Raw genomic sequence first — 21,440 nt, 5'->3', positions numbered from 1 at the left:
CCCCGCGTCACGGGAACCGAGGGGCGCGGCCGGGACACCGGCCGCGCCCCTCGGCGCTTCCGGGAGACGGCGGGGTCACCGCCCGCGGGCCTCGTCGTAGCGGGCGCGGGCGGCCTCGACGGCGGGGACGCGGTCCTCGGTCCAGAGGGCGAGGGCCTTGACGCGGTGGGCGGCGTCCTCGCCGAGGGGGGTGAGGGCGTAGTCGACGCGGGGCGGGATGACGGGCTTGGCGTCGCGGTGGACGAAGCCGTCCCTCTCCAGGGTCTGGAGGGTCTGGGTCAGCATCTTCTCGCTGACGCCGCCGATCCGCCGCCGCAGCTCGCTGAAGCGGTACGAGCGCTCCAGGAGGGCGATCAGGACGAGCACGCCCCAGCGGCTGGTGACGTGCTCCAGGACGAGCCGGGACGGGCACATGGCGCCGTCGACGTCGGCCAGCAGGGGCCGGGCCCCGGACGCTTCGGTACGTACCTCCATGCCAGTACCTTACTTCAAAGTGGGTACTTTCTTCTGGTTAGTGCCCGTCGTACGGTGAGTGTGCACCCCGAGAGCCCCCTTGGCGGGCCCCCACCGCACCCCCGAAGGAACCCCCCCATGAGCATCGTCGTCACCGGAGCCACCGGACAGCTCGGCCGTCTCGTCGTCGAGGCCCTCCTCGCGGACCCGGCCGTCCCCGCCGGGTCCGTCGCCGCCGTCGTGCGGAACAAGGAGAAGGCCGCCGACCTCGCGGACCGCGGCGTCGAGCTGCGGATCGCCGACTACGGCCGGCCGGAGACGCTGGCCGGCGCCTTCGAGGCGGGCGACCGGGTGCTGCTGATCTCCGGCAGCGAGGTCGGGCGGCGGGTGCCGCAGCACGCCGCCGTGATCGACGCGGCCAGGGCGGCGGGCGTGGCCCAGCTCGCGTACACCGGCATCCTGGGCGGCCCCGACGCCGACTTCGACCTGGCGGCCGAGCACAAGGCGACGGAGGAGCTGATCCTCGCCTCCGGCCTGCCGTACACGTTCCTGCGGAACGGCTGGTACAGCGAGAACTACACGGCGAACCTCGCCCCCGTCCTCGCCCACGGCGCCGTCGTCGCCAACGCGGGCGAGGGCCGGGTCGCCTCCGCCACCCGCGCCGACTACGCCGCCGCCGCGGCGGCCGTGCTGACCGGCCCGGCCGGGGAGCACCTGGGCAGGGCCTACGAGCTGAGCGGCGACGAGGCGTGGTCGTTCGCGGAGTACGCGGCGGAGGTCGGCGCCCGCTCCGGGCGCGAGATCGCGTACACGAACGTGCCGGCCGAGGCGCACCTGGAGATCCTGACGGGCGCGGGCGTGCCGGAGCCCTTCGCGGCGATCCTCGTGGACGTGGACAGGGCGATCGAGCGGGGCGCGCTGGCGATCCGGACCGGCGACCTGGCGCGGCTGATCGGCCGCCCGACCACCCCGATCGGCACGACGGTCGCGGAGGCGCTGGCCGCGGCGGAGTGACCGCCCCTCGGCACCTCCCCCCAAGGTCATGACCGTATAGCGGTACACGCATGACAGCCCGCCCTGTGCGGCGCTACCTTCGTCGGAACAGCGCGCGCAGGGCGGGAGGCTTTCATGGGCGGCGGAAGAGGCACGGTCGTCGGGACCGGCACGACGGGCGAGGGCGCGGGGACCGAGAACCGCGCCGGCCTGCTGTACGGCATGGCCGCGTACGCGATCTGGGGCCTGGTCCCGCTCTACTGGCCGCTGCTGAAGCCGGCGAGCGCGGGCGAGATCCTGGCCCACCGGATGGTGTGGTCCTTCGTCTTCGTCGGCCTCGCCCTGCTGGCGCTGCGGCGCTGGGGCTGGGTGCGGGAGCTGGCGGCCAGCCCGCGCAAGCTGGCCCTGCTGACGCTCGCCGCGACCGTCATCACCGTGAACTGGGGCCTCTACATCTGGTCGGTCAACAACGGCCACGTCGTCGAGGCGTCCCTCGGCTACTTCATCAACCCGCTGATGACGATCGCGCTCGGCGTCCTCGTCCTGAAGGAGCGCCTCCGCCCGGCCCAGTGGGCGGCGGTCGGCATCGGCTTCGCGGCCGTGCTGGTCCTGGCGGTGGGCTACGGCCGCCCGCCGTGGATCTCCCTCGTCCTCGCCGTCTCCTTCGCCGTCTACGGGCTGGTGAAGAAGCAGGTGAACCTCGGCGGCCTGGAGTCGCTGGCGGCGGAGACCGCCGTCCTGTTCCTGCCGGCGCTGGGCTACCTGGTCCTCCTCGGCTCGCGCTCCGAGCTGGCCTTCGGCACCGAGGGCGCGGGGCACATGGCGCTGCTGGCCTCGACGGGCGTCGTCACGGCGATCCCGCTGGTCTGCTTCGGCGCGGCGGCGATCCGGGTGCCGCTGTCCACCCTGGGGCTCCTCCAGTACCTGGCCCCCACCTTCCAGTTCCTGCTGGGCGTCGCGTACTTCCACGAGGCCATGCCGCCGGAGCGCTGGGCCGGCTTCTCCCTGGTCTGGCTCGCCCTCACGCTCCTCACCTGGGACGCCCTGCGCACCGCCCGCAGCAGCCGCGCGGAGATCGCCCGCGCCGCGAAGGAGGCCGCGGAACGCCTCGCGGAGGAAGCCGGCACCCTCCGGACCCCGGCCCCGGCCACCGCACCGGCCCCGGCGCCCTCGGCCCCGGGCTCCGGCGACGGCCGCGCCTGACACCGTCCCGGCCCGCGCGAAAACCGCCGGCCCGGGGCGGCACCGGGCTCCACGCTGTCCCCATGTCCGCACCCGTGCCCGTACCCGCCGCCGCACCCCCACCCGTGCCCACCTCCGCGTCCGGGCCCTCGCCCGGGCCGGAGCGCCGCGTCCGCGCGCTGCACACCGCCACCACGGTCACCGTCTACCAGGCGTACCGGCCGGAGATCGGCCTGCCCGCCGCGCGGGACGGGCGGTTCCCCGCCGCCTGGAAGCGGGACCGGATGACGTGGATCAAGCCGTCGTTCCTGTGGATGATGTACCGCTCCGGCTGGGGCACCAAGGAGGGCCAGGAGACGGTCCTCGCCGTGGAGATCACCCGCGAGGGCTTCGAGTGGGCGCTGCGCCGCGCCTGCCTGTCCCACTACGAGCGCGGCCTCCACGCCGACCGGGAGGCCTGGCGGCGGGAGCTGCGGCGGGCGCCGGCGCGGGTGCAGTGGGACCCGGAGCGTGATCTGCGGCTGGCGCCGCTGCCGTACCGCTCGCTCCAGCTGGGGCTCGCGGGCGAGGCGGCGGGGCGGTACGCGGACGAGTGGACGGTCTCGGTCACCGACGTGACCCCGCTCGCCCACCGCGCGCACGCCCTCGTCCGCGCGGGCGACCTGCCGGGCGCCGCCCGGCTGCTTCCGGCCGAGACGCCCTATCCGGAGACGGAGGGCCTGCTGGACCGGGTGCGGGCGGACTGATTCCCGGATTCCGGTGGCGGGGTGCGGGCGGAGGCACGTATGTGTGGGGGATGGAGCCACTGCACTGGAAACTCGTCGTCGACGCCACCGACCCGCACGCCCAGGCCGCGTTCTGGGCGGCCGCCCTCCGGTACGTGGAGGAGGACCACCGCGAGCTGGTGGGGAAGCTGCTCGCCGCCGGGGCCGTACCGGCCGGGGCGACCGTCACCGTGCACGCCGGGGACCCGGAGGAGCGGCTGGGGTGGCACGACCTCGCCGCCGTGCGGCATCCGGACGACCCGGTGTCGGAGGAGAACGGCGCCGGGCTGGGGCGGCGGATCCTCTTCCAGCGGGTGCCCGAGGCGAAGACCGTGAAGAACCGCGTCCACCTCGACGTGCACGCCCCGGCCGGCGGCCGGGACGCCGAGGTGGAGCGGCTGGAGAAGCTGGGCGCCTCCGTGCTGCGGCGGGTCGCCGAGCCGGGCGGCGCGTGGGTGGTGATGGCCGACCCCGAGGGTAACGAGTTCTGCGTGCACTGACGGCCGCGCCGGGGGGGGACGGCCGGACGGGTCCTAGGGGCGGCGCACCTCGAAGAGGAAGCAGCCGTACTCGACCGCGCGGACGTGCACCAGGGCCACGGCGGGGTCGGCGAAGGCCTCGGTGAAGGCCTCGTCCAGGCCGGGGAGTTCGACGAGGCGCCCGCCGAGGATGCGGCCGTCCGCGCCGTACCGGCGGACCGTCCGCAGGACGCCCGCCCGCTCGAAGGGGTACGGCTCCGAGGGCTTCCGCTCCTCCGGCCCCGCGCACTCCTGCGCGTGCACGAAGACCGGCCCCACCTCGTCGTACGCCCCCGGTGCGGCCCCGGTCGCCGCCGCCCAGCGCCGCAGCGGCGCGTACGAGACGAGCGCGACGGACTCGCCGGGGCGGGCCCGGCGCAGGCAGCAGCGCAGCGGCTCGCCGCCCTCCTCCGCGGTGTACGGCCGGAGGGGGCGCCCGGCGTCGTCGGTGTCCCGGAGCGCGGCGAGGGCGGCGGGCTCGACGGCCCGTGGGGTGAAGGTGTCCATGGCTCCAGCCTCGGCCGGAACGGGGCGGCCCGCTGGCGGCATTCGGACGCCGCGCTCGGCGCGCCCGGCCGGCCGTCCGGTGGCGGCCCCTCCGGCCCGGCGGTCGGACGGCCGGCCGGTGAGCCGGTCAGCCGGTCAGTTGGTGAGCCGGTCGGCCGGTGAGCCGGTCAGACCGGGTCGACGCGCGGCCTCAGGAGGCAGAACACGTTGCCCTCCGGGTCGGACAGGACGTGCCACGCCTCCTCGCCGGTCTGCCCGACGTCCGCGGGCCGGGCGCCGAGCGCGAGGAGCCGGGCCAGTTCGGCGTCCTGGTCGCGGTCGGTCGGGCTGACGTCGATGTGGAGGGGGAGCCTGCCGGGGCGGGGGTCGGCGCTCGGGCTGAGGATCAGCGTCGGCTGCGGGCCGCCGAAACCGGTGCCGGGCGGCCCGATCTCGATGCTCCCGTCGTCCTCCCGGCCGATCTCCGCGTACCCGAGGACCTCGCTCCAGAACGCGGCGAGCCGCTCGGGGTCGGCGCAGTCGAGGACCAGTTCACTGATGCGGCATGCCATGCCCGCCAGCGTACGGGCACCGGATGTCGTACCCGGGCCCTACTGTGCGACGCGCACGGAACGACGGTGTCGGGGAGGGGCGGGGACATGGGTGGCGACTGCTGGTGGCAGACGGGTCCGTACGACAGCGACCTGCCGGCCGCCTTCCGGCGGGCGCAGGAGGCGGAACTGGCCGAGGACGACCGGGGGTTCACCGGCCGCACGGTCGAGGAGCTGTGGCGGAGCGAGGACTGGGCCGAGTTCGTCTTCACCGGCGGCACCGCCACCGTCCTGGACCAGATCCGCACGGTGGCCGCCACGGAGCCCGAAGAGGGGCCGTACATGCGCCCGTTGACGGACGGGGAGGTCCGCGCGTGGTGCCCCGGCGGCAGGCCCACCGCCGCGGAGTGGGAGGCGGCCCTCCGCGCCGGCCTCGACCTCTTCCCCCGCCGGGGCCTCGGCCGCTGCACGGTCCTCTACGAGCACGGCGAGCCCGCGGCGATCGGCTACTGGGGCGTGACCGCCGACTAGACCCCGGCCTGCCCCTGACGGGCCCGGCTAGGCCCCGGCCGGGTGCGGCGGGCAGGCGTCCGCGAGGGCCCGGGCGAGGGCGGCCGGGCGGGTGACCATCGGCCAGTGGCCGGAGTCGAGGTCCGTGTACGTGAGGTGGCGGGCGCGGGCGAGTTCGGGGCTGTCGCCCGCGGCGATCCACTCCTCGGCCCGGGCGGGGGTGAACTCGGGGCAGACGAGGACGACGGGGACGTCGAAGCGGCGCTCGTCGGTCAGCCGGACCACGCCCCGGGCGACCCCCTCGGGGACGGGGACGGCGGCGGACGCGAGCCGGTCGCGCGCCGGGCCGTCCAGGTCGGCCGCGTCCGGGCCCTCGAAGGGGCCCCAGCCGGGGAAGGCCATGACGCCGTCCCGCACGGGGAAGAAGTCGGCGTACGTCCTGCCGTCCTCGGCGGGGAAGCCGCCGATCAGCGCGACCCCGGCGACCTTGCACGGCCGTGCGTCGGCGGCCAGCCAGGCCAGGGTCGCCGCGGCCGAATGCCCCGCCACCAGGACCTCCCCCGGTGCCGCGTCGACCGCCGCGAGCACCGCGGCCCGCTGGTCCTCCAGCGTCGCGGACGCGTCCCCGTCGCCCTGTCCGGGGAGCGCGACCGGCACGGGCCGGTGGCCGAGGGCGGTCAGCTCGGGCACGACGCCGTCCCAGGCGGACGCGTCGAGCCACAGGCCGGCGATGAGCAGGATGTCCATGACGGTTGGCTCCCCGGGTGCGCGACGGTTCGGCTGCCGCCCGCACGCTACCGGGGCCCTCTGACAGCGGCCCGGGGAACGGCCCTCCCGCCCTCCCGAAAAGAGATCCGAAAACAATCCCGGAAGGCATACAACCATTCGATCTCTTGGGTGTCTGAGGAGGTGAGGCGCGTGGTGCGCCTGATGTTCTGGGGAGGAATGCCCGTGCTTCTGGCCCGTTCGACCCGACGGCGGCTTGCCGGCGCCGTCACCACCGTCCTCGCCGTCACCCTCGGGGCGACCGCGGTGACCGCCCCCGCGCACGCCGCCCCGCTCGCGGGCGGGACGCTCGCGGCGGGCACGACGGCGGCCGAGGGCCCAGCCGCCGACCCGATCACCGACCCGATCGCGTACCCCAAGGCGAGCCCGCTCGCCGGCGCCGGCCTGACCGGCTTCCTGACGACCTCCAGCCTCACCGGCGACACGGCCTTCCGGCGCTACACGGACGGCTCCGGGCAGGCGTACGACGGCGCGGTGTACCTGCGGTCGACGGCGACGACCGACTTCCTGGTCTTCCGGGGCTCGCGCACGATCACCCAGCGGAACCTGCGGACGAGCGGCGTCCTCGACGTCGCCGTCGGCACCCTGCCCGGTGACCCGAGGTGGGCGGGCGCGGCGGCCGACGCCGTCTTCACGACCGTCACGACCGAGGCGGGCACGGTGCTCCGCAAGCACGTCGACGACGTCCCCACCGTGACGGTCACCGGCCTGCCCGCCGACGCGTCCACGGTCATGGTCACGCCCGCCACCCCCGAGCACGCCAAGGTCTCCTTCACCCGGAACGGCCTGGGCCAGTGGGGTCTCCTCGACCTCGCCACCGGCGTCCTCACCCCCGCCGCCCCCGGGATCCACGCGCAGGCGGTCTCCGCGACCCACACCGCCTGGACCGCCCCCGCGGCGGCGGGCTCCGAAGGCCTCCGGATCCTCGTCGCGGACCGGGCCACCGGCGCCGTGCAGGAGGCCCAGGTGCCCCCGCTGTACTCGTCCGGCGCCCTCCAGATCGCCCTGACCGGCGACTGGGTCCTGTACGGGCAGAAGGGCGGCATGGGCTTCTCCCAGCCGAGCACCACCCACGCCATCACCGCCTACAACATCACCACCAAGGCGACGGTGAAGGTGCTCGACCACGCCTACGAGCTGACGTCGGCCCCCGACGGCAGCCTGTACGCGCGGGGCGGCCTCGTCGGCCAGGGCGAGGGCATGTACCGGATCGAGGCCGCGGGCGACGGCACCATCGGGGCCCGGATGGTCGCGGCGACCGGCGAGCCCACCGAGGTCGTCGTCACGGGCTCCACCGTGCCCCCGGCGGTCCTCGACCTCGACCGGACCAACGGGTTCACCTTCCGGTGGACGCTGTCCCGTGAGGTGGCGAACCCGAAGCTCACCGTCCGCCACGTGCGGACCGGGAAGACCCACACGATCTCCGGCCAGCCCGCCACCGACGCACCGGTGTTCTCCTGGGTCGACAACAACCGGGACGAGGATGTCGCCAACGGCGACTACACCTGGGAGATGACCGGCGAGGCGACCAACGGCATCGGACCGGCCGTCACCGCCCACGGCGCGTTCAAGGTCGTCCGCAAGGCCCAGCCGCACGACTTCAACGACAACGGCAGCCCCGACCTGCTCAGCCGGGACTCCGCAGGCCGCCTGTGGCGCACGGACCTCTTCTACCGCCCGATCGACGAGCAGCGCGGTCTCCACGAGGCGGGCGCGAGGACCTCCCTCGGGTCGGGCTGGGGCGTCTACGACCGGATCGAGGCCGCCGGGAACCTGGGCGGTACGCCGGTCGGCGACCTCCTGGCCCGCGACAAGTCCGGCGTGCTCTGGCTGTACCAGGGCAAGGGCACCGGCAACTTCGCCGCCCGGGTCCAGGTCGGCGGCGGCTGGCAGGCCTACGACAAGATCACGGCCGGCAGCGACCTGACCGGCGACGGCCGCGTGGACGCGCTCGCCACCGACAGGACCGGCGTCCTGTGGCTCTACCCCGGCACCGGCAGCGCCACGAAGCCGTTCCTCCCGCGCAAGAAGATCGGCACCGGCTGGGGGGTCCACAACGACATCACGGCCGTCGGGAACATCGCGGGTGGTGCCGCCGGCGACCTCGTCGCCCGCGACAAGGACGGCGTCCTCTGGCTCTACCTGGGCAGGGGCGACGGCACGTTCGCGCCGCGCACCAGGATCGGCGGCGGCTGGAACGCGTTCGGTCCGCTGATCGCCGCCGGCGACGCCGACGGCGACGGCCGCCCGGACCTCGTGGGCACCGGCAGGAGCTCCCAGTCGCCGAAGCTGTACAAGAGCACCGGCGACTGGAGGGCCCCCTTCCGCACGGGCGAGGTCACGTACCTGGACCAGATCAACGCGAACTCCTCGGACTTCGTCTTCTGATCCCCGCCGCACGGTACGAAGGGGAGGCCGCGGCACCGCGCGGCCTCCCCTTCGCGTCCCCTCACGGGCGCGGCTTCTCGCCCCTCGCCAGCATCGCCACGAACTCCTCGATGCGGCGGGCGCGGGTCCCGGGCCGCTTGGCGTCCTGGACGCGGTAGAGGACCGCGAAGCGCTGCGAGCCGCCGAGGGTCGCGAAGAAGGCCGCCGCGGCCGGCTCGGCGGCCAGGGCGGCCGCGAGGTCGTCCGGCACGGTGGCCGTCCTGGGGCTGTCGTACGCCGCCTCCCAGCGGCCGTCCGCCTTGGCCCGGTCGACCTCGGCCTGTCCCGGCGGACGCATCCGGCCCTGCGCGGTCAGGGCCGCCACCTTGTCCCGGTTGATCTTCGACCACCTGCTGTTCCGCTTGCGCGGGGTGAAGCGCTGGAGCCACCACAGGTCGTCGAACTTCGCCTTCTGCCCGTCGATCCAGCCGTAGCAGAGCGCCACGTCGAGCGCCTGGGCGTAGTCCAGCGCGACGACCCCCGGCCCCTTCTTCCGCAGCTTGAGCCAGAGGCCGGGCGAGTCGCCGTGGTGCTCCCCGAGCCACGCCTCGAACGCCTCCGCCGATGCGAACGCGACGATCTCCAAGTCCTGGGTCATCCCCGCAGCGAACCACAGTCGACGCCGCACCGCCGGGCTTTCCCGCCGGACTTCCCCACGGGGCCTTCCCGCCGGGCTTGACCCTCACGTTGCGGGAGGCTGAAAGGTGGGGGCCATGAGCGACCTCTACGACGCCTTCGAGCTGAGCCCCGTACCCGCCCCCGGCCCCGACGCCGTGCCGCCGGAGCCCTTCCGCGGCATCTACGGCATGCCCGCCTTCGTCTCCGTCCCCACCACCGACCTGGCCGCCTCCGTGGACTTCTGGACCCGCGGCCTCGGCTTCTTCGAGCTGTTCTCCGTTCCCGGCACGCTGGTGCACCTGCGCCGCTGGGCATTCCAGGACGTCCTGCTCGTCAAGGCGGACGCGGTCCCCGAGCAGCCCCCGGCGATGAGCGTCGGCTTCTCCTGCGTGCTCGGCCAGATCGACGGGCTGCTCGCCGACTGCCGTGCCGTCCTTCCCGGTTCGGTCTCCGCCGACAGCCCCCGGGACACCCCGTGGAACACCCGCGACATCGAGGTGATCACCCCCGAGAACGCCCGGATCGTCCTCACCGCCGCGAAGCCCTACGACCCCGGCACCCAGGAGGCGCGGAACCTCGCCGCCATCGGCATCACCGGCCCGACCACCGGCCGCGGCGACAATGAGGGGCATGCCTGACACCACCGGCGCCGCCGGCCTGACCGTCGGTCAGGTCGCGGCCCGCCTCGACGTCACCGTCCGCGCGCTCCACCACTGGGACGAGATCGGCCTGGCCCGCCCCTCGCTGCGCACGGCGGGCGGCTACCGCCTCTACACAGCCGCCGACCTCGAACGCCTCCACCGCGTCGTCGTCTACCGCGAGATCGGCCTCGGCCTCGACCGGATCCGGGCCGTCCTCGACGACCCCGCCACCGACGTCCCGGCCGCGCTGCGCGCCCAGCGCGCCCAGGTCGCCGACCGCGTCGAGCGCCTCCAGCGGCTCGGCGCCGGCCTGGACCGGATGATCGAGGCCCACGAGCGCGGTCTGCCGCTGACCGTCGAGGAGCAGGCCGGGATCTTCGGCCCCGACTGGGACCCGGAGGGCCCGGCGAAGGCCCGCGCGCGGTACGGGGACACCGCCCAGTGGCGCCAGTACGCCGAACGCGCGGCCTCCCGCACCCCCGAGGAGTGGCGGGCCGTCACCGCCGCGACGGCCGCCCTCGACGGCGACCTCGCGTCCGCGATGGAGGCGGGCGTCGCCCCCGGCACCCCGGAGGCCGACGCCCTCGTCGAGCGCCACCGCGCCGCCTTCGCCGCGTACTTCCCCCTCACCAGGGAGATGCAGGTCTGCCTCGCCCGCACGTACGAGTCGGACCCGGGCTTCGCCGCGCACTACGACACGATCCGCCCCGGCCTGGCGTCCTGGTTCCGCCGCGCGGTCGACGCGAGCGCCCGCGCCCACGGCATCGACCCCGACACGGCGACCTGGCGGTAGGCGGCGGCGCTACAGCTCGTAGTCCCGCGCCAGTTCCTCCCACCGGATGCCGCGCAGCCCGGCGTCGGCGTCCTCGCCCGCCGGTACCCGCGGCTCGTGCTGGAACCAGGCGACGACGAGGGAGGACCCGTCCATGGCCCCGTCGAGCGGCGCGGAGTCGAAGGCGCCGACGCACATCACGGCGGGCAGCAGCTCGACGGGCCCGGAGGGACCGGCGGCCCGGTCCGGGTACGCACGGCCGGGCGGAACGAGATGGACCGCCATGGAGGAGTACGTGCGCTCCGCCCTCTTCCGGAGCCAGTCGACCTTCCAGTCGTTGACCCGCCGGTGCGGGTAGCCCTCCAGCATCCCCCCGTACGTCGAGGACATCCACACTTCGTCGAGCCGGATCCGACGACCGGTCGAGAGCACTATGTGACCCAGTGACATGCCGACACCCTAGGGGCGCCCGCTACTCCCCCCGGCTGTACGCCACGAACCTGACCCACGCGGACGGGCCGAAGGCGAGCCGGGGGCCGGTGGTGTCCTTGGAGTCGCGGACGTGGACGGTGCCCGGGGTGTTCGCCACCTCGACGCACGTCTCGCCGCCACCGTTGCTGTAGCTGCTCTTGAACCAGTCCAGCTCGGGGGTACGGTTCACGTCCGCTCCTCAGGTCGGTTACGCGGCTACTTCCCCAAGCTGTACGCCACGAACCTGACCCACGCGGACGGGCCGAAGGCGAGCCGGGGGCCGGTGGTGTCCTTGGAGTCGCGGACGGAGCCTTGGAACGCCGGTCGGGTCACGTCTCGTTCAGCAGGTTCCGGATGAAGTCCTGCGACGCCGCCGGTGTGAGCGCCTGGCTGCGGATGATGCCGTACCGCAGCTCCAGGGACCTGAGCACCTTGAGGTCAGTCGTCGGACGGCTCCCGTTGAGGTCCTCGGAGCGACCCGCCGCCGAGCCGTCGGGAAACTTGAGGAGGTGGACCGACCCGGACAGCCCCGGGTGCCGCGCGTGCGCCGTCGGCATCACCTGGATCTCGACGTTCGGCATGTCCCCGACCTCCAGCAGGTGCTCCAGTTGCCGGGCCATCACCTCCCTCCCGCCGACGGGCCGCCGCAGCGCCCATTCCTCCATTACGAAGCTGAACTCCGGCGCGGGAGTCCGCCGCAGCACTCGCTGCCGCCCCGTCCGGATGGCCACGTACCGTTCCAGCTCCTTCGGCTGGTACAGCGGGCGGAAGGTCTGCATGATCGCTCGCGCGTAGTCCTCGGTCTGGAGCAGGCCGTGCAGACAGAAGATCGTGTACATGGAGAACTCGACCGCCTGGCCCTCCAGTTTCGACAAGCTCTGCGGTTTCTTGGGGTACCGGGCCTTCAGGACGTCCGGCTTCATGGTCGCGATGAGGCCGTTCGCCCCCAGGGCCTCGTCCACCTTGTCCAGGAACTCGGGACGCGGGATACGGGCTCCGCGTTCGACCTTGCGGACGATGTCCTCGCCGTAGCCGATCAACCGCCCCAGCTCGACCGCCCGCAGTCCCTTCGCCTCCCGCCACGCCTTGATCTGGCGTCCGATCATGACCACGATCGCCGCGCCGGAGTCGTCACCGGGAGCCAGATCCCAGGTCGGCCCTTCCGTCTTCGCGTTCACCTTGGTGTTCACCTCCGCGTCCACACGCACCCGCCTCTCTGCATCGCCCGGGACAACGGGGGACAGCCCAGGACAGCCACGGGACAGTAACCGTACGTAAGGGCGTTTCCGGTGGGAAGCGTAGGCAGAGGTCGCCACGCTTGGTTCCATGAACCCCGAAACCGGCCAACTCATGGCGACCGCACGCCACTTCACCCTCCAGTTCTCCTCGACGCCCCGAGGGGCCCGGCTGGCGCGGCTGCTCGCCGTCGAGCAGCTGCGTTCCTGGGGACTGGAGGACTCCCTCGACGCGGCGGAGCAGATCGTGGCCGAGCTGGCGAACAACGCCGTGACGCACGGGCACGTGCCGGGGCGGGACTTCCGGCTCAGGACGATCGTCACGGGGTCGGCGCTCCGGATCGAGGTGACGGACACGCGGGGTGACCGCGTACCGCTCACCGGCGGCGGCTCCCCCGCCGCCGAGAACGGTCGCGGGCTGCTGATCGTCGAGGCGCTGGCCCGCACCTGGGGGGTGCGTCCGGGGCCCGCCCCGCAGAAGACCGTCTGGGCCGAGTTGCCGCTGCCGTGACGGCCTCCGCCGCGTCGCGGATTTCCGCGACGCGGTGGCCCGCGACACAAAGACGTAAAAGACCGGGGAAGTACCCTTCCCCACCCCACCCACCTCCCCGCCGGGAGCCCGTCACTCACATGGGTGATCTGTGCCAACTGGGCTGGATTCGGGGCGGCTTGCCTGGCATATGCTCCGGCCATTCCCCCGTGAAATGCGACGGCCCCCGACCGAAACTCCACTCCCGGTCAAGGGCCGTCTCACCGACTAGGAAGACCAAGACCCTTCCCGTGGCTATCCAGCACCCTAACGCGCCCTCGCGCGCCCGCGGGCTCGTTCACCGCAACGTCCGGCTGACCAGCCGGTACGTCGTCATCAGCAACGACCTCGCCCAGCATCCCGATCTGACCGTCCAGGCCATCGGACTCGCCGTCATCATCCAGTCGCTGCCCGCCGGGACGTCCGTCGGGATCAAGGCGCTCGCGGCGCGGACGAAGGGGATGAGCGAGATGAGGATCGCGGCGGCCCTGCGGGAGCTGGAGGCCGCCGGCTTCCTCTCGCGCCCCCGGAAGCGGCTGCCGGACGGCCGGTTCGTCCCGCTCACGATCTCGCACAACAGGCCGGGGGCTGACCCCGACGCCGTACGGGAGACCCCGGAGCCGCGGGAGACCCCGGAGCCGCAGGAGACGCGCACGGCGCACGAGGCGCCACCGGCACCCGCCCCTCCCCCGGCCACCCCGGCCACCCCGGCCACCCCGGCCGCCCCCGCGCGCCCCGGCGAGCCGCCGCTCACCGCGGAGCACGGCCCCGCCGCCGAGCTGCTCTGCGGTCTCCGCGCTCACGAGCCCCGGCTGCTGCTGTCGGAGCGGGACGTGCGGCGACTGGCTCCCGGGGTGACGGCCTGGCTGGAGCGCGGCGCGCATCCCGACGCCGTCCGCCGCACGCTCTGCGCGGACCTCCCGCCCGGCCTCGCGTACCCGGCGGGGCTGCTGGCGTACCGGCTGACGGCCCTCCTGCCGCCGCCCCTCCCCGCCGTGCCCGCCGGGCCGGCCGCCCCCGATCCCCTCCAGAACTGCGACGACTGCGACCGCGCCCACCGCGCCCCGGAACCGGGCCGGTGCGACGGGTGCCGGGCTGCGGCGGAGGCCGCCCCGGCAGCCGCCTGAGCCCCGGCCCCGGAGCTGCTGTGGGAAGCGCACCGTCTGCGGGTGCGTCCCGCGGGTCGATACAGTCGGGCGCATGCTGAAGCCAGTGCTGCGCGCGGTTGAAGAGAGCGGTCGTACCGTGGACGATCCGACCGAGGAGGCTCTGCACGACCTGCTGGCCGGGATGAGCCTGTCGCACCGGTTCGTGATCCTGGACAGACTCGATCTGGCGCCTGTGGGTCAGCACTACTTCCAGGTGTACCTGAACGACGACCTCAGCCACCAGGTCGAGTACCGCGCGGGCAGTGCGGACAAGCACTACGAGGCCCACGTTCCGAGGCTCCACGAAGCGTTCGGCCCGGAAGCGCTGACCGCCAAGCTGATGATGGACTGGGCCCACGACCGGCGGGGGTGGCGGGAGGCGCTGCCGTGGGCCCCCCTGGACCTCCGGTGACGGACCACGGTCACGCCCTCGCCGGCATCGCGCACCGCTCCTCCGCGAGGTCTCCCCGCCCCGTGAGCCGTGATCGCCCACGGGCCGGGACCCCCTTTCGGCACGCGATCTAGCATCACCGCATGGCGACCTTCGTGCACCTCACCCCCGCCGCCGGTGCGGCGGCGATCCGGCGGAGCGGGATCAAGGCGCGGGGGGAGCGGCGGGGGGTGTACCTGTTCCCCGTGCTGGCCTCGTACGCGCTGACGCACCAGTGGCTGCGGGAGCTGGGGCGGCGGCGGGGGTCCCGGGGGCTCGTCGCCGTGCACGTGCGGCTGCCGGACGGGGAGCCGGTGGCCGTGGGGCGGTACGGGCGGAGCGACCAGGAGGTCACGGCGGCCGAAGCGGTGCGGCGGATGACGGAGTTGGGGGACGGGGCGCTCGGCTGGGAGGTGTTCCTGCCCCGGGCGGTGGCGCGGGCCGAGGTGCGGCAGGTGCGGGCGGTGCGGCAGGTCGCCGGGTGGCGGCACTTCCCCGGGGCGCACGGGGTCGCGCCCTGTGTCTGCGCGGGGTGCGTGCAGCCGGGCACGTACGGCTCGCGGCGGCTGCGCGAGCGGCGGCCGCACCCGCTGGACGGACCCGCGCCCGCCTCGCGCGTGCTGCTCGCGCGGCTCGGACGGGCCGAGGAGCGGGCGGACACGGACGCGCTGCTCGACACCCTGCGCTGGTACGGGCTCCGCCGGCGCGGGCCGGTGGAGCGGCTCGCGCCGCTCGCGGCCCACCCGGACCCCGGGGTCCGGCGGGGACTCGCCCGGGCGGTGGCCGAGTGGTCGACGCCCGGCGCGGACGGGCTGCTGCGGGAGCTGGCGGGCGACGCCGTGACCGAGGTGCGGCAGACCGTCGCGGTGGCCCTCTCCCTCCGGCGCACCGAGGCCGCCGCCGCCCTCCTCGTGGCCCTCGGCCGCGACCCCTCCGCCGTCGTCCGCGAGGCGTCCGTCGACGGCCTCGTCGCGTGCGGGACGCCCGAGGCGGAGGTCGTACTGGCCCTGCTCGCCGACGACCCGGTCGCCTCCGTGCGCACGGCCGTGGCCCTGCTCACGGAGGAGTGAGCAGGGCCGGCGCGCAGCCGTGAGCGGGCCCCGAGGGCGCGGGGGCCGTACGGGAAGGCCGGCCACGGCGCCGTACACGAGGAGCCGCTTCCGGCGCCGCACGGGAAGGGCCGGTTCCGGGGGCGGCTCGCGGGTGGCGGGCGGGGCGCGCGCCGGGGAACGTCCGCTGAGCGAACTGCCCTGACCGGATTGAGGTCTTGACGGGACATCGTCACTTCACTGAGCATTCAGCACGCGCACACCTACCGCGGGGATCCCATCACACCCCTGCGGGCACCACCCGCACAGCTCCAACGCCTCGCGTCACCCACGGCGCGAGGCGCTCGTACGTTCCGTCCCATCCCCGTTCGGAATCCGGAGCCCCCACATGAAGCTCTCCGCGAGACTGTCTGCCCTGGCCGGTTCCACGGCCCTCGTCCTCGGCGCCCTCGCCGGGGCCGCGCCGGCCACCGCCGCGCCCGCCGGCGCCACCGCCGCGCCGGACATCCCGGTCGCCAACGTGAAGCAGCACCTGGCCGACCTCCAGTCGATCGCCACCGCCAACGGCGGCAACCGCGCCCACGGCCGGCCCGGCTACAAGGCGTCCATCGACTTCGTGAAGGCCAAGCTGGACGCGGCCGGATACACCACGGCCGTCCAGCAGTTCACGTACAACGGCACCACCGGCTACAACCTGATAGCCGACTGGCCGGGCGGCGACCCGAACCAGGTGATCATGGCCGGCTCGCACCTCGACTCGGTCAGCTCGGGCCCGGGCATCAACGACAACGGCTCCGGCTCCGCCGCGATCCTGGAGACCGCGCTCGCCGTCGCCCGCTCCGGCTACCAGCCCGGCAAGCACCTGCGCTTCGGCTGGTGGGGCGCGGAGGAGCTGGGCCTCGTCGGCTCCAAGCACTACGTGAACAACCTCGCCACCACCGAGCGCGCGAAGCTCAAGGGCTACCTCAACTTCGACATGATCGGCTCGCCGAACCCGGGCTACTTCGTCTACGACGACGACCCGACGATCGAGACGACCTTCAAGAACTACTTCGCCGGCCTCGGGGTCCCGACCGAGATCGAGACCGAGGGCGACGGGCGCTCCGACCACGCCTCCTTCAAGAACGTGGGCATCCCCGTCGGCGGCCTGTTCACCGGCGCCAGCCGGGTCAAGACCAGCGCCCAGGTGTCCAAGTGGGGCGGCACGGCCACGGCCTTCGACCGCTGCTACCACTCCTCCTGCGACACCACCGCGAACATCAACGACACGGCCCTGGACCGCAACAGCGACGCCGTCGCGCACGCGATCTGGACCCTGTCCGGCACCACCACGACCCCGCCCACCGGCACGGTCTTCGAGAACACCGCCGACGTCGCCATCCCGGACAACGGCGCCGCGGTGACCTCCTCCGTGACCGTCTCCGGCGTCACGGGCAACGCGCCGGCCGCCCTCGCCGTCGGCGTGGACATCGTCCACACCTGGCGCGGTGACCTGATCGTCGACCTGATCGCCCCCGACGGCTCGGTCTACAACCTGCACAACCGGACCGGCAGCAGCGCCGACAACATCCAGCAGACCTTCACCGTGAACGCCTCCTCCGAGGTCGCCAACGGCGTCTGGAAGCTGCGCGTCCAGGACACCGCGTCCTCCGACACCGGCTACATCAACGGGTTCAAGCTCACGTTCCCGTAAGCCGCCGGGCCTCGGCCCGCAAGCCACCCGGGCGGGTCGGTGACCTTCCCCGACCCGCCCGGGCCACCAACTCCCCGGCTACTTCGCCGCGTTCGCCGCGTCCACCAGCGCCTGCGGCGTGACCGCGCCGACGTAGACCTTGCCGTCGTCCGTCATCAGGGCGTTGACCAGCTTGGTCTTGAAGACGGTGCCGGAGCCGAACTTCCCGCTCACCTCGTCGCCGAGCGCGTCCAGGAAGCCCCGCGCCTCCTTCGGCGCGTCCTCCGTCTTCGGGGCGGCCTCGCCGGTGTCGAAGGCCGCGATGGCCGTCCAGCCCTCCCCGACGATCTCCGGACCGTTCTGCCCGGCGCCGCCGAGACCGAAGTCGCCGAGGGCCTTCTCCAGATCCTCGGGGGCCTTGCCGCCGTGCTCCTTCTCGACGTCGTCGGCCTCGGTGACCTTCGCGCCCTTCGGGACGGCGAAGTCGAACTCCGAGGCCGCCGGCCGGCCGAAGTCGACCTTGGTGAAGCCCGCGTCAACGACCGGCTTGCCGCCGCTCGTGGAGTCGAGGGTGAACTTGAGCGGGGTGCCGGTGGCCGCGTCGACCGCGATCGTGACCGAGTCGACCGTGGAGCCCTGCTGCTTCGGCTCGATCACCAGGCGGTACGCGTCGCGGCCCGCGACGTTCGCCGTGCCGCCGACCGTGATCGAGGTGGTGTCGCCCGCGGCCTTCAGGACCTCGTCGGCGAGCGCCTTCGGCGAGGCCGGGACCTCCTTCTCCGGGGCCCGGCCGGCCTCCTCGACGCCCTTCTCGTGGAAGACCTCGTTCGACGCGGAGTCGTAGGCCCACACCTCGTCGCCGTTGTGGACCAGGCTGTACCGCTCCTCGCCGTCGACCAGCGTCAGCTTCTGGCGCTCGGGGCCGTCGGCGGCGATCTTGAGGGTGTGGGTGCCGGACACCAGCTTGGTGAGCTGCGCCGACGGGTCGGCGGTGCCCTCGCCGGAGCCGCCGCCGGCCGCGCCGCCGGCGAGGCCGCCGAGCAGGCCGTCGAAGGCCGGCAGACCGAGGTCGGTGGAGACCTTGAAGGTGCCGGACAGGGTCTGGGTGTCCGAGGCGGCGATCTTCTCGATGAGCTGCTGCGCGGTGATCTCCGGCAGGTCCGGGTCGCCGGACGCGGCGAGCGCCGGGACCAGTCCGATGGTCGCGGCGGCGATGCCGGCCACCGCGACCGGGACGACGTACCGGCTCGTCTTTCGCTGTGCTGCCATGGTCTGCGATCCCTCCGTGCCCTCCGCGGGCCGCCTGGGCCCCTGGTCGATGTACCCATCCCACCAGGGCGGCCACCCGGAATCGTCAGCCCCCGGGCTCAACCTCGCGTACGACTCCGGGATGACCCGCCCCTAGGGCCCGCTTCCGACGGGAACGGCCGGACAGGCCCCGGGGCCGACGGCCTCCGGGGGCGTCAGCCCGCGCGGTGCACGACCGCGTCGCACAGCTCCTGGAGGGCCGACTTCGCGTAGCCCTCGGGCAGCGGCGCCAGCATGGCCCGGGCCTCCTCCGCGTACCGCACGGTGTCCCGGCGGGCCTGCTCCAGGGCGGGGTGGACGCGGAGCCGGCGGAGCACCTCGGCGTGCCGGGCGTCGTCGGTGAGGTCGCCGTCGACCAGGGCGACCAGCTCCAGGTCCTCGGGGCGGCCGTGGGCGGCCGCGGCGGCCCGGAGGCGCAGGACCGGCAGGGTGGGGACGCCCTCGCGGAGGTCGGTGCCGGGGGTCTTGCCGGACTCGTGGCCCTCGGAGGCGATGTCGAGGACGTCGTCGGCGAGCTGGAAGGCGACGCCGAGCCGCTCGCCGTACTGGGTGAGGATGTCGACGACGGACTCGTCGGCGCCGGACATCATCGCGCCGAAGCGGCAGGAGACGGCGACGAGCGAGCCGGTCTTGCCGCCGAGGACGTCGAGGTAGTGGTCGACGGGGTCGCGGCCGTCCATGGGGCCGGCGGTCTCCAGGATCTGGCCGGTGACCAGCCGCTCGAACGCCTCGGCCTGGATCCGGACGGCCTCGGGGCCGAGGTCCGCGAGGGTGTGCGAGGCGCGGGCGAAGAGGAAGTCACCCGTGAGGACGGCGAGCGAGTTGCCCCAGCGGCTGTTGGCGCTGGGCACGCCCCGGCGCACGGCCGCCTCGTCCATGACGTCGTCGTGGTAGAGCGTGGCCAGGTGGGTGAGCTCGACCACCACGGCCGCGGGCACGACGCCGGGCGCGTAGGGGTCGCCGAACTGGGCGGCGAGCATCACGAGCAGCGGGCGGAACCGCTTGCCGCCGGCGAGCACCAGGTGCTGCGCGGCCTCGGTGATGAAGGGGACATCGCTCTTGGTGGCGTCGAGGAGGCCGGCCTCGACGGCCGCCAACCCCGTCTGGACATCGGCCTCAAGAGCCTGGTCCCGCACGCTAAGACCGAACGGCCCGACGACGGTCACGAGGGGGTCTCCTGTCTGCTGACGCCTGCTGACGATCACATGTCGACGATCACACGGTCCGGGTGGTGATCACACGGTGGCCGTGGTCACACGGATTGTCGATGTGTCGCCGGGATTCACTCAAGCCAGCGTATCCGGTCACGTTTCGATCACCGTGGGCGCCTTCCCGTCACCCCCGGTATGTTCGTGATCAGCTGATACGACATGGAGTGCGCCAATTGTCCCGAACAGCGATCGACCCGGCCCCGGAGGGCGAGCAGCCGCCCCCCGAGGACGACCACGCCTTCCTGGGCCACCCCCGCGGCCTGCTCGCGCTCTCGGGCCTGGAGGTCTGGGAGCGGTTCTCGTTCCTCGGCATGCAGGCCATCCTCGTCCTGTACTTCGCCGCGAGCGTGTCGGACGGCGGCCTCGGCATGGCGTCCGGCACCGCCGCCTCCGTCTCCGCCGCCTACGGCACCCTCGTCTACCTGGTGTCGGTGGCCGGCGGCTGGCTCGCCGACCGCGTCCTCGGCTCCTACCGCGCGGTCCTGTGGGGCGGCGTCCTCATCGCCTGCGGCCACTACTCCATGGCGGTGCCCACCGCCGCCATGACCTGGACCGGCCTCGGCCTCATCAGCGCCGGCACCGGCCTGCTCAAGCCGAACGTCGCCACCATGGTCGGCAAGCTCTACCGCACCGACGACGACCGCCGCGACGCCGGCTTCGCCCTCTACTACATGGCGATCAACATCGGCGCCTTCGCCGGACCGCTGGTCACCGGCTGGCTCGCCGACCACCAGGGCTACCACTGGGGCTTCTCCGCCGCCGCCATCGGCATGACCTTCGGCCTGGTCCAGTACGTCGCCGGCCGCCGTCACCTGGCCGGCCGCAGGCACTCCGCCGAGTTCGCCCTGGCCCCCGACGCCATGCGGCGGGCCGTCCGGCTGATGGTCCTCGGCGCGGTCGCCGTGGCGGTCGCCGCCACCGCGCTCGCGCTCACGGGCCGGCTCACCATGGACCGCTTCGTGGACGTGCTGACCGTGATCTCGGTGATCGCCCCGGTCGCCTACTTCTGGGTGATGTTCACCAGCCCCCGGGTCACCCCGGAGGAGCGCGGCCGCCTCAGGCCGTACGTCGTGCTGTTCCTGGCCTCGGTCGTCTTCAACTTCATCCTCTTCCAGGCCTACTCCACGATGATCCTGCTGGCCTCCACCAACGCCCGCACGACCATCCTCGGCTTCGACTTCCCGGCCGGCTGGTACGCCTCCGCCCTCGGCGCCTTCGAGGTCGCCCTGGCCCCCGTGGTGGCCGCCGTCTGGGCCCGGATGGGCCACCGGCAGCCGCACGCCTCCCACAAGATCGCCCTCGGCGTGATCCTCGGCGGCCTCTCCTTCCTCCTCATGGTCCTGCCGACCTCGGGCCACGCCGACGACACCTACCGGATGGCCGCCTGGTGGATCGTCGGCTCCTACCTGCTCCTCGGCCTCGGCGACGTGCTCCTGGAGACCTCCGGCATGTCCGCCACCAGCAAGCTCGCCCCCCAGGCGTTCTCCAGCCAGACCATGTCGCTCTGGTTCCTCTCCCTCGCCCTCGCCAACGGCATCCAGGCCCAGACCGTGAAGCTCTACGACGACGTCTCCAAGCCCGCCTACTTCGGCGTCAACGGCGCCATCGCCGTCGCCGCCGGCCTCGGCGTGATGGCCCTGGGGCCCTGGCTGCGCCGCACGATGCACCCCGTCCACTGAGGTGACC

Annotated in this window: 25 protein-coding genes; 14 read left to right on the top strand and 11 right to left on the bottom strand. The window is 73.8% G+C overall.

Annotated elements, in window-relative coordinates:
• Positions 1–75: 75 nt before the first annotated feature.
• Entirely contained in the window at positions 76–474 is a 399-nt protein-coding gene (locus ACFW6A_RS18725) for a helix-turn-helix domain-containing protein (RefSeq protein WP_351844763.1), read from the bottom strand.
• 117 nt (positions 475–591) lie between these two features.
• Here ACFW6A_RS18725 and ACFW6A_RS18720 point away from each other — a divergent pair, with 117 nt between their 5' ends.
• From ACFW6A_RS18720 to ACFW6A_RS18705, 4 genes are all read left to right on the top strand, one after another.
• A complete protein-coding gene (locus tag ACFW6A_RS18720) occupies positions 592–1,467 on the top strand; it encodes an SDR family oxidoreductase (protein WP_351844761.1) in 876 nt (291 codons plus the stop codon).
• Between the two features lie 114 nt (positions 1,468–1,581).
• A complete protein-coding gene (rarD, locus tag ACFW6A_RS18715) occupies positions 1,582–2,649 on the top strand; it encodes an EamA family transporter RarD (RefSeq protein ID WP_386641526.1) in 1,068 nt (355 codons plus the stop codon).
• Between the two features lie 62 nt (positions 2,650–2,711).
• Positions 2,712–3,374 carry a DUF4291 domain-containing protein gene (locus ACFW6A_RS18710; RefSeq protein ID WP_386641523.1) on the top strand — a complete coding sequence of 221 codons (663 nt, stop codon included), beginning with the start codon at positions 2,712–2,714 and terminating at the stop codon, positions 3,372–3,374.
• 50 nt (positions 3,375–3,424) lie between these two features.
• Positions 3,425–3,892 carry a VOC family protein gene (locus tag ACFW6A_RS18705; RefSeq protein ID WP_351844755.1) on the top strand — a complete coding sequence of 156 codons (468 nt, stop codon included), beginning with the start codon at positions 3,425–3,427 and terminating at the stop codon, positions 3,890–3,892.
• Between the two features lie 33 nt (positions 3,893–3,925).
• Here ACFW6A_RS18705 and ACFW6A_RS18700 read toward each other — a convergent pair whose 3' ends face one another.
• Both ACFW6A_RS18700 and ACFW6A_RS18695 read right to left on the bottom strand, forming a co-directional pair.
• On the bottom strand, positions 3,926–4,417 hold the full coding sequence (locus ACFW6A_RS18700) for a DUF1203 domain-containing protein (protein ID WP_351844753.1): 492 nt from the start codon (positions 4,415–4,417) through the stop codon (positions 3,926–3,928).
• 167 nt (positions 4,418–4,584) lie between these two features.
• Positions 4,585–4,968: a VOC family protein gene (locus ACFW6A_RS18695; protein ID WP_351844751.1), complete on the bottom strand. Its 384-nt coding sequence runs from the start codon at positions 4,966–4,968 to the stop codon at positions 4,585–4,587.
• 87 nt (positions 4,969–5,055) lie between these two features.
• On the opposite strand from ACFW6A_RS18695, the gene ACFW6A_RS18690 reads away from it, so the two are divergent.
• Positions 5,056–5,478 carry a hypothetical protein gene (locus tag ACFW6A_RS18690; RefSeq protein WP_351844749.1) on the top strand — a complete coding sequence of 141 codons (423 nt, stop codon included), beginning with the start codon at positions 5,056–5,058 and terminating at the stop codon, positions 5,476–5,478.
• A 27-nt stretch (positions 5,479–5,505) separates the two neighbouring features.
• Here ACFW6A_RS18690 and ACFW6A_RS18685 read toward each other — a convergent pair whose 3' ends face one another.
• Positions 5,506–6,204, bottom strand: a complete 699-nt coding sequence (locus ACFW6A_RS18685; protein ID WP_351844747.1) for an alpha/beta fold hydrolase — start codon at positions 6,202–6,204, stop codon at positions 5,506–5,508.
• A 198-nt stretch (positions 6,205–6,402) separates the two neighbouring features.
• Here ACFW6A_RS18685 and ACFW6A_RS18680 point away from each other — a divergent pair, with 198 nt between their 5' ends.
• Positions 6,403–8,631, top strand: coding sequence for an FG-GAP repeat domain-containing protein (locus tag ACFW6A_RS18680; RefSeq protein ID WP_386641518.1), 2,229 nt, complete (start codon positions 6,403–6,405; stop codon positions 8,629–8,631).
• 61 nt (positions 8,632–8,692) lie between these two features.
• Here the strand turns inward: ACFW6A_RS18680 and ACFW6A_RS18675 are convergent, their stop codons facing one another.
• Entirely contained in the window at positions 8,693–9,268 is a 576-nt protein-coding gene (locus ACFW6A_RS18675; RefSeq protein ID WP_351844743.1) for a YdeI/OmpD-associated family protein, read from the bottom strand.
• Positions 9,269–9,383: 115 nt separating this feature from the next.
• Here ACFW6A_RS18675 and ACFW6A_RS18670 point away from each other — a divergent pair, with 115 nt between their 5' ends.
• Positions 9,384–9,926, top strand: coding sequence for a VOC family protein (locus tag ACFW6A_RS18670; RefSeq protein ID WP_351844741.1), 543 nt, complete (start codon positions 9,384–9,386; stop codon positions 9,924–9,926).
• Positions 9,919–10,722 carry a MerR family transcriptional regulator gene (locus ACFW6A_RS18665; RefSeq protein ID WP_386641514.1) on the top strand — a complete coding sequence of 268 codons (804 nt, stop codon included), beginning with the start codon at positions 9,919–9,921 and terminating at the stop codon, positions 10,720–10,722. The genes ACFW6A_RS18670 and ACFW6A_RS18665 overlap by 8 nt, the downstream gene beginning before the upstream one ends.
• A 9-nt stretch (positions 10,723–10,731) precedes the next feature.
• Here ACFW6A_RS18665 and ACFW6A_RS18660 read toward each other — a convergent pair whose 3' ends face one another.
• The 4 genes from ACFW6A_RS18660 to ACFW6A_RS18645 are packed head-to-tail and all read right to left on the bottom strand — an operon-like array spanning position 10,732 to position 12,362.
• Entirely contained in the window at positions 10,732–11,151 is a 420-nt protein-coding gene (locus ACFW6A_RS18660; RefSeq protein WP_351844738.1) for a hypothetical protein, read from the bottom strand.
• Positions 11,152–11,173: 22 nt separating this feature from the next.
• Complete coding sequence (locus tag ACFW6A_RS18655) at positions 11,174–11,362, bottom strand: DUF397 domain-containing protein (RefSeq protein ID WP_386641511.1); 189 nt, start codon at positions 11,360–11,362, stop codon at positions 11,174–11,176.
• Positions 11,363–11,388: 26 nt separating this feature from the next.
• The gene (locus ACFW6A_RS18650; protein ID WP_386641508.1) at positions 11,389–11,505 is read right to left on the bottom strand and encodes a DUF397 domain-containing protein; all 117 of its coding nucleotides are present in this window, start codon (positions 11,503–11,505) and stop codon (positions 11,389–11,391) included.
• Positions 11,502–12,362 carry a helix-turn-helix transcriptional regulator gene (locus ACFW6A_RS18645; protein ID WP_351844736.1) on the bottom strand — a complete coding sequence of 287 codons (861 nt, stop codon included), beginning with the start codon at positions 12,360–12,362 and terminating at the stop codon, positions 11,502–11,504. The genes ACFW6A_RS18650 and ACFW6A_RS18645 overlap by 4 nt, the downstream gene beginning before the upstream one ends.
• Before the next feature lie 136 nt (positions 12,363–12,498).
• Between ACFW6A_RS18645 and ACFW6A_RS18640 the strand changes: the two genes are divergently transcribed.
• The 5 genes from ACFW6A_RS18640 (at position 12,499) to ACFW6A_RS18620 (ending at position 17,256) form a co-directional block, all read left to right on the top strand.
• Positions 12,499–12,918 (top strand): ATP-binding protein, encoded by a 420-nt coding sequence (locus ACFW6A_RS18640; RefSeq protein ID WP_386476305.1) that lies wholly within the window; start codon positions 12,499–12,501, stop codon positions 12,916–12,918.
• A gap of 269 nt (positions 12,919–13,187) precedes the next feature.
• Positions 13,188–14,063, top strand: a complete 876-nt coding sequence (locus tag ACFW6A_RS18635) for a helix-turn-helix domain-containing protein (protein WP_351844732.1) — start codon at positions 13,188–13,190, stop codon at positions 14,061–14,063.
• A gap of 73 nt (positions 14,064–14,136) precedes the next feature.
• Positions 14,137–14,496 (top strand): hypothetical protein, encoded by a 360-nt coding sequence (locus tag ACFW6A_RS18630; protein ID WP_351844730.1) that lies wholly within the window; start codon positions 14,137–14,139, stop codon positions 14,494–14,496.
• 122 nt (positions 14,497–14,618) lie between these two features.
• Positions 14,619–15,584 (top strand): HEAT repeat domain-containing protein, encoded by a 966-nt coding sequence (locus tag ACFW6A_RS18625; protein ID WP_351844728.1) that lies wholly within the window; start codon positions 14,619–14,621, stop codon positions 15,582–15,584.
• A gap of 367 nt (positions 15,585–15,951) precedes the next feature.
• Positions 15,952–17,256 carry a M28 family metallopeptidase gene (locus ACFW6A_RS18620; RefSeq protein ID WP_351844726.1) on the top strand — a complete coding sequence of 435 codons (1,305 nt, stop codon included), beginning with the start codon at positions 15,952–15,954 and terminating at the stop codon, positions 17,254–17,256.
• Between the two features lie 78 nt (positions 17,257–17,334).
• Here the strand turns inward: ACFW6A_RS18620 and ACFW6A_RS18615 are convergent, their stop codons facing one another.
• Together ACFW6A_RS18615 and ACFW6A_RS18610 are read right to left on the bottom strand one after the other, a co-directional pair.
• Positions 17,335–18,504: an outer membrane lipoprotein carrier protein LolA gene (locus tag ACFW6A_RS18615; RefSeq protein ID WP_386641505.1), complete on the bottom strand. Its 1,170-nt coding sequence runs from the start codon at positions 18,502–18,504 to the stop codon at positions 17,335–17,337.
• 194 nt (positions 18,505–18,698) lie between these two features.
• On the bottom strand, positions 18,699–19,709 hold the full coding sequence (locus ACFW6A_RS18610; protein WP_351844722.1) for a polyprenyl synthetase family protein: 1,011 nt from the start codon (positions 19,707–19,709) through the stop codon (positions 18,699–18,701).
• A 218-nt stretch (positions 19,710–19,927) separates the two neighbouring features.
• Between ACFW6A_RS18610 and ACFW6A_RS18605 the strand changes: the two genes are divergently transcribed.
• Positions 19,928–21,433 carry a peptide MFS transporter gene (locus ACFW6A_RS18605; protein WP_351844720.1) on the top strand — a complete coding sequence of 502 codons (1,506 nt, stop codon included), beginning with the start codon at positions 19,928–19,930 and terminating at the stop codon, positions 21,431–21,433.
• The last annotated feature ends 7 nt before the right edge of the window (positions 21,434–21,440 follow it).

This window comes from Streptomyces sp. NPDC058758, from assembly GCF_042746075.1.
Taxonomy (GTDB): domain Bacteria; phylum Actinomycetota; class Actinomycetes; order Streptomycetales; family Streptomycetaceae; genus Streptomyces.
Note: the sequence above shows the minus strand (reverse complement) of the source record. Positions and strands in the feature narration are given on the sequence as shown.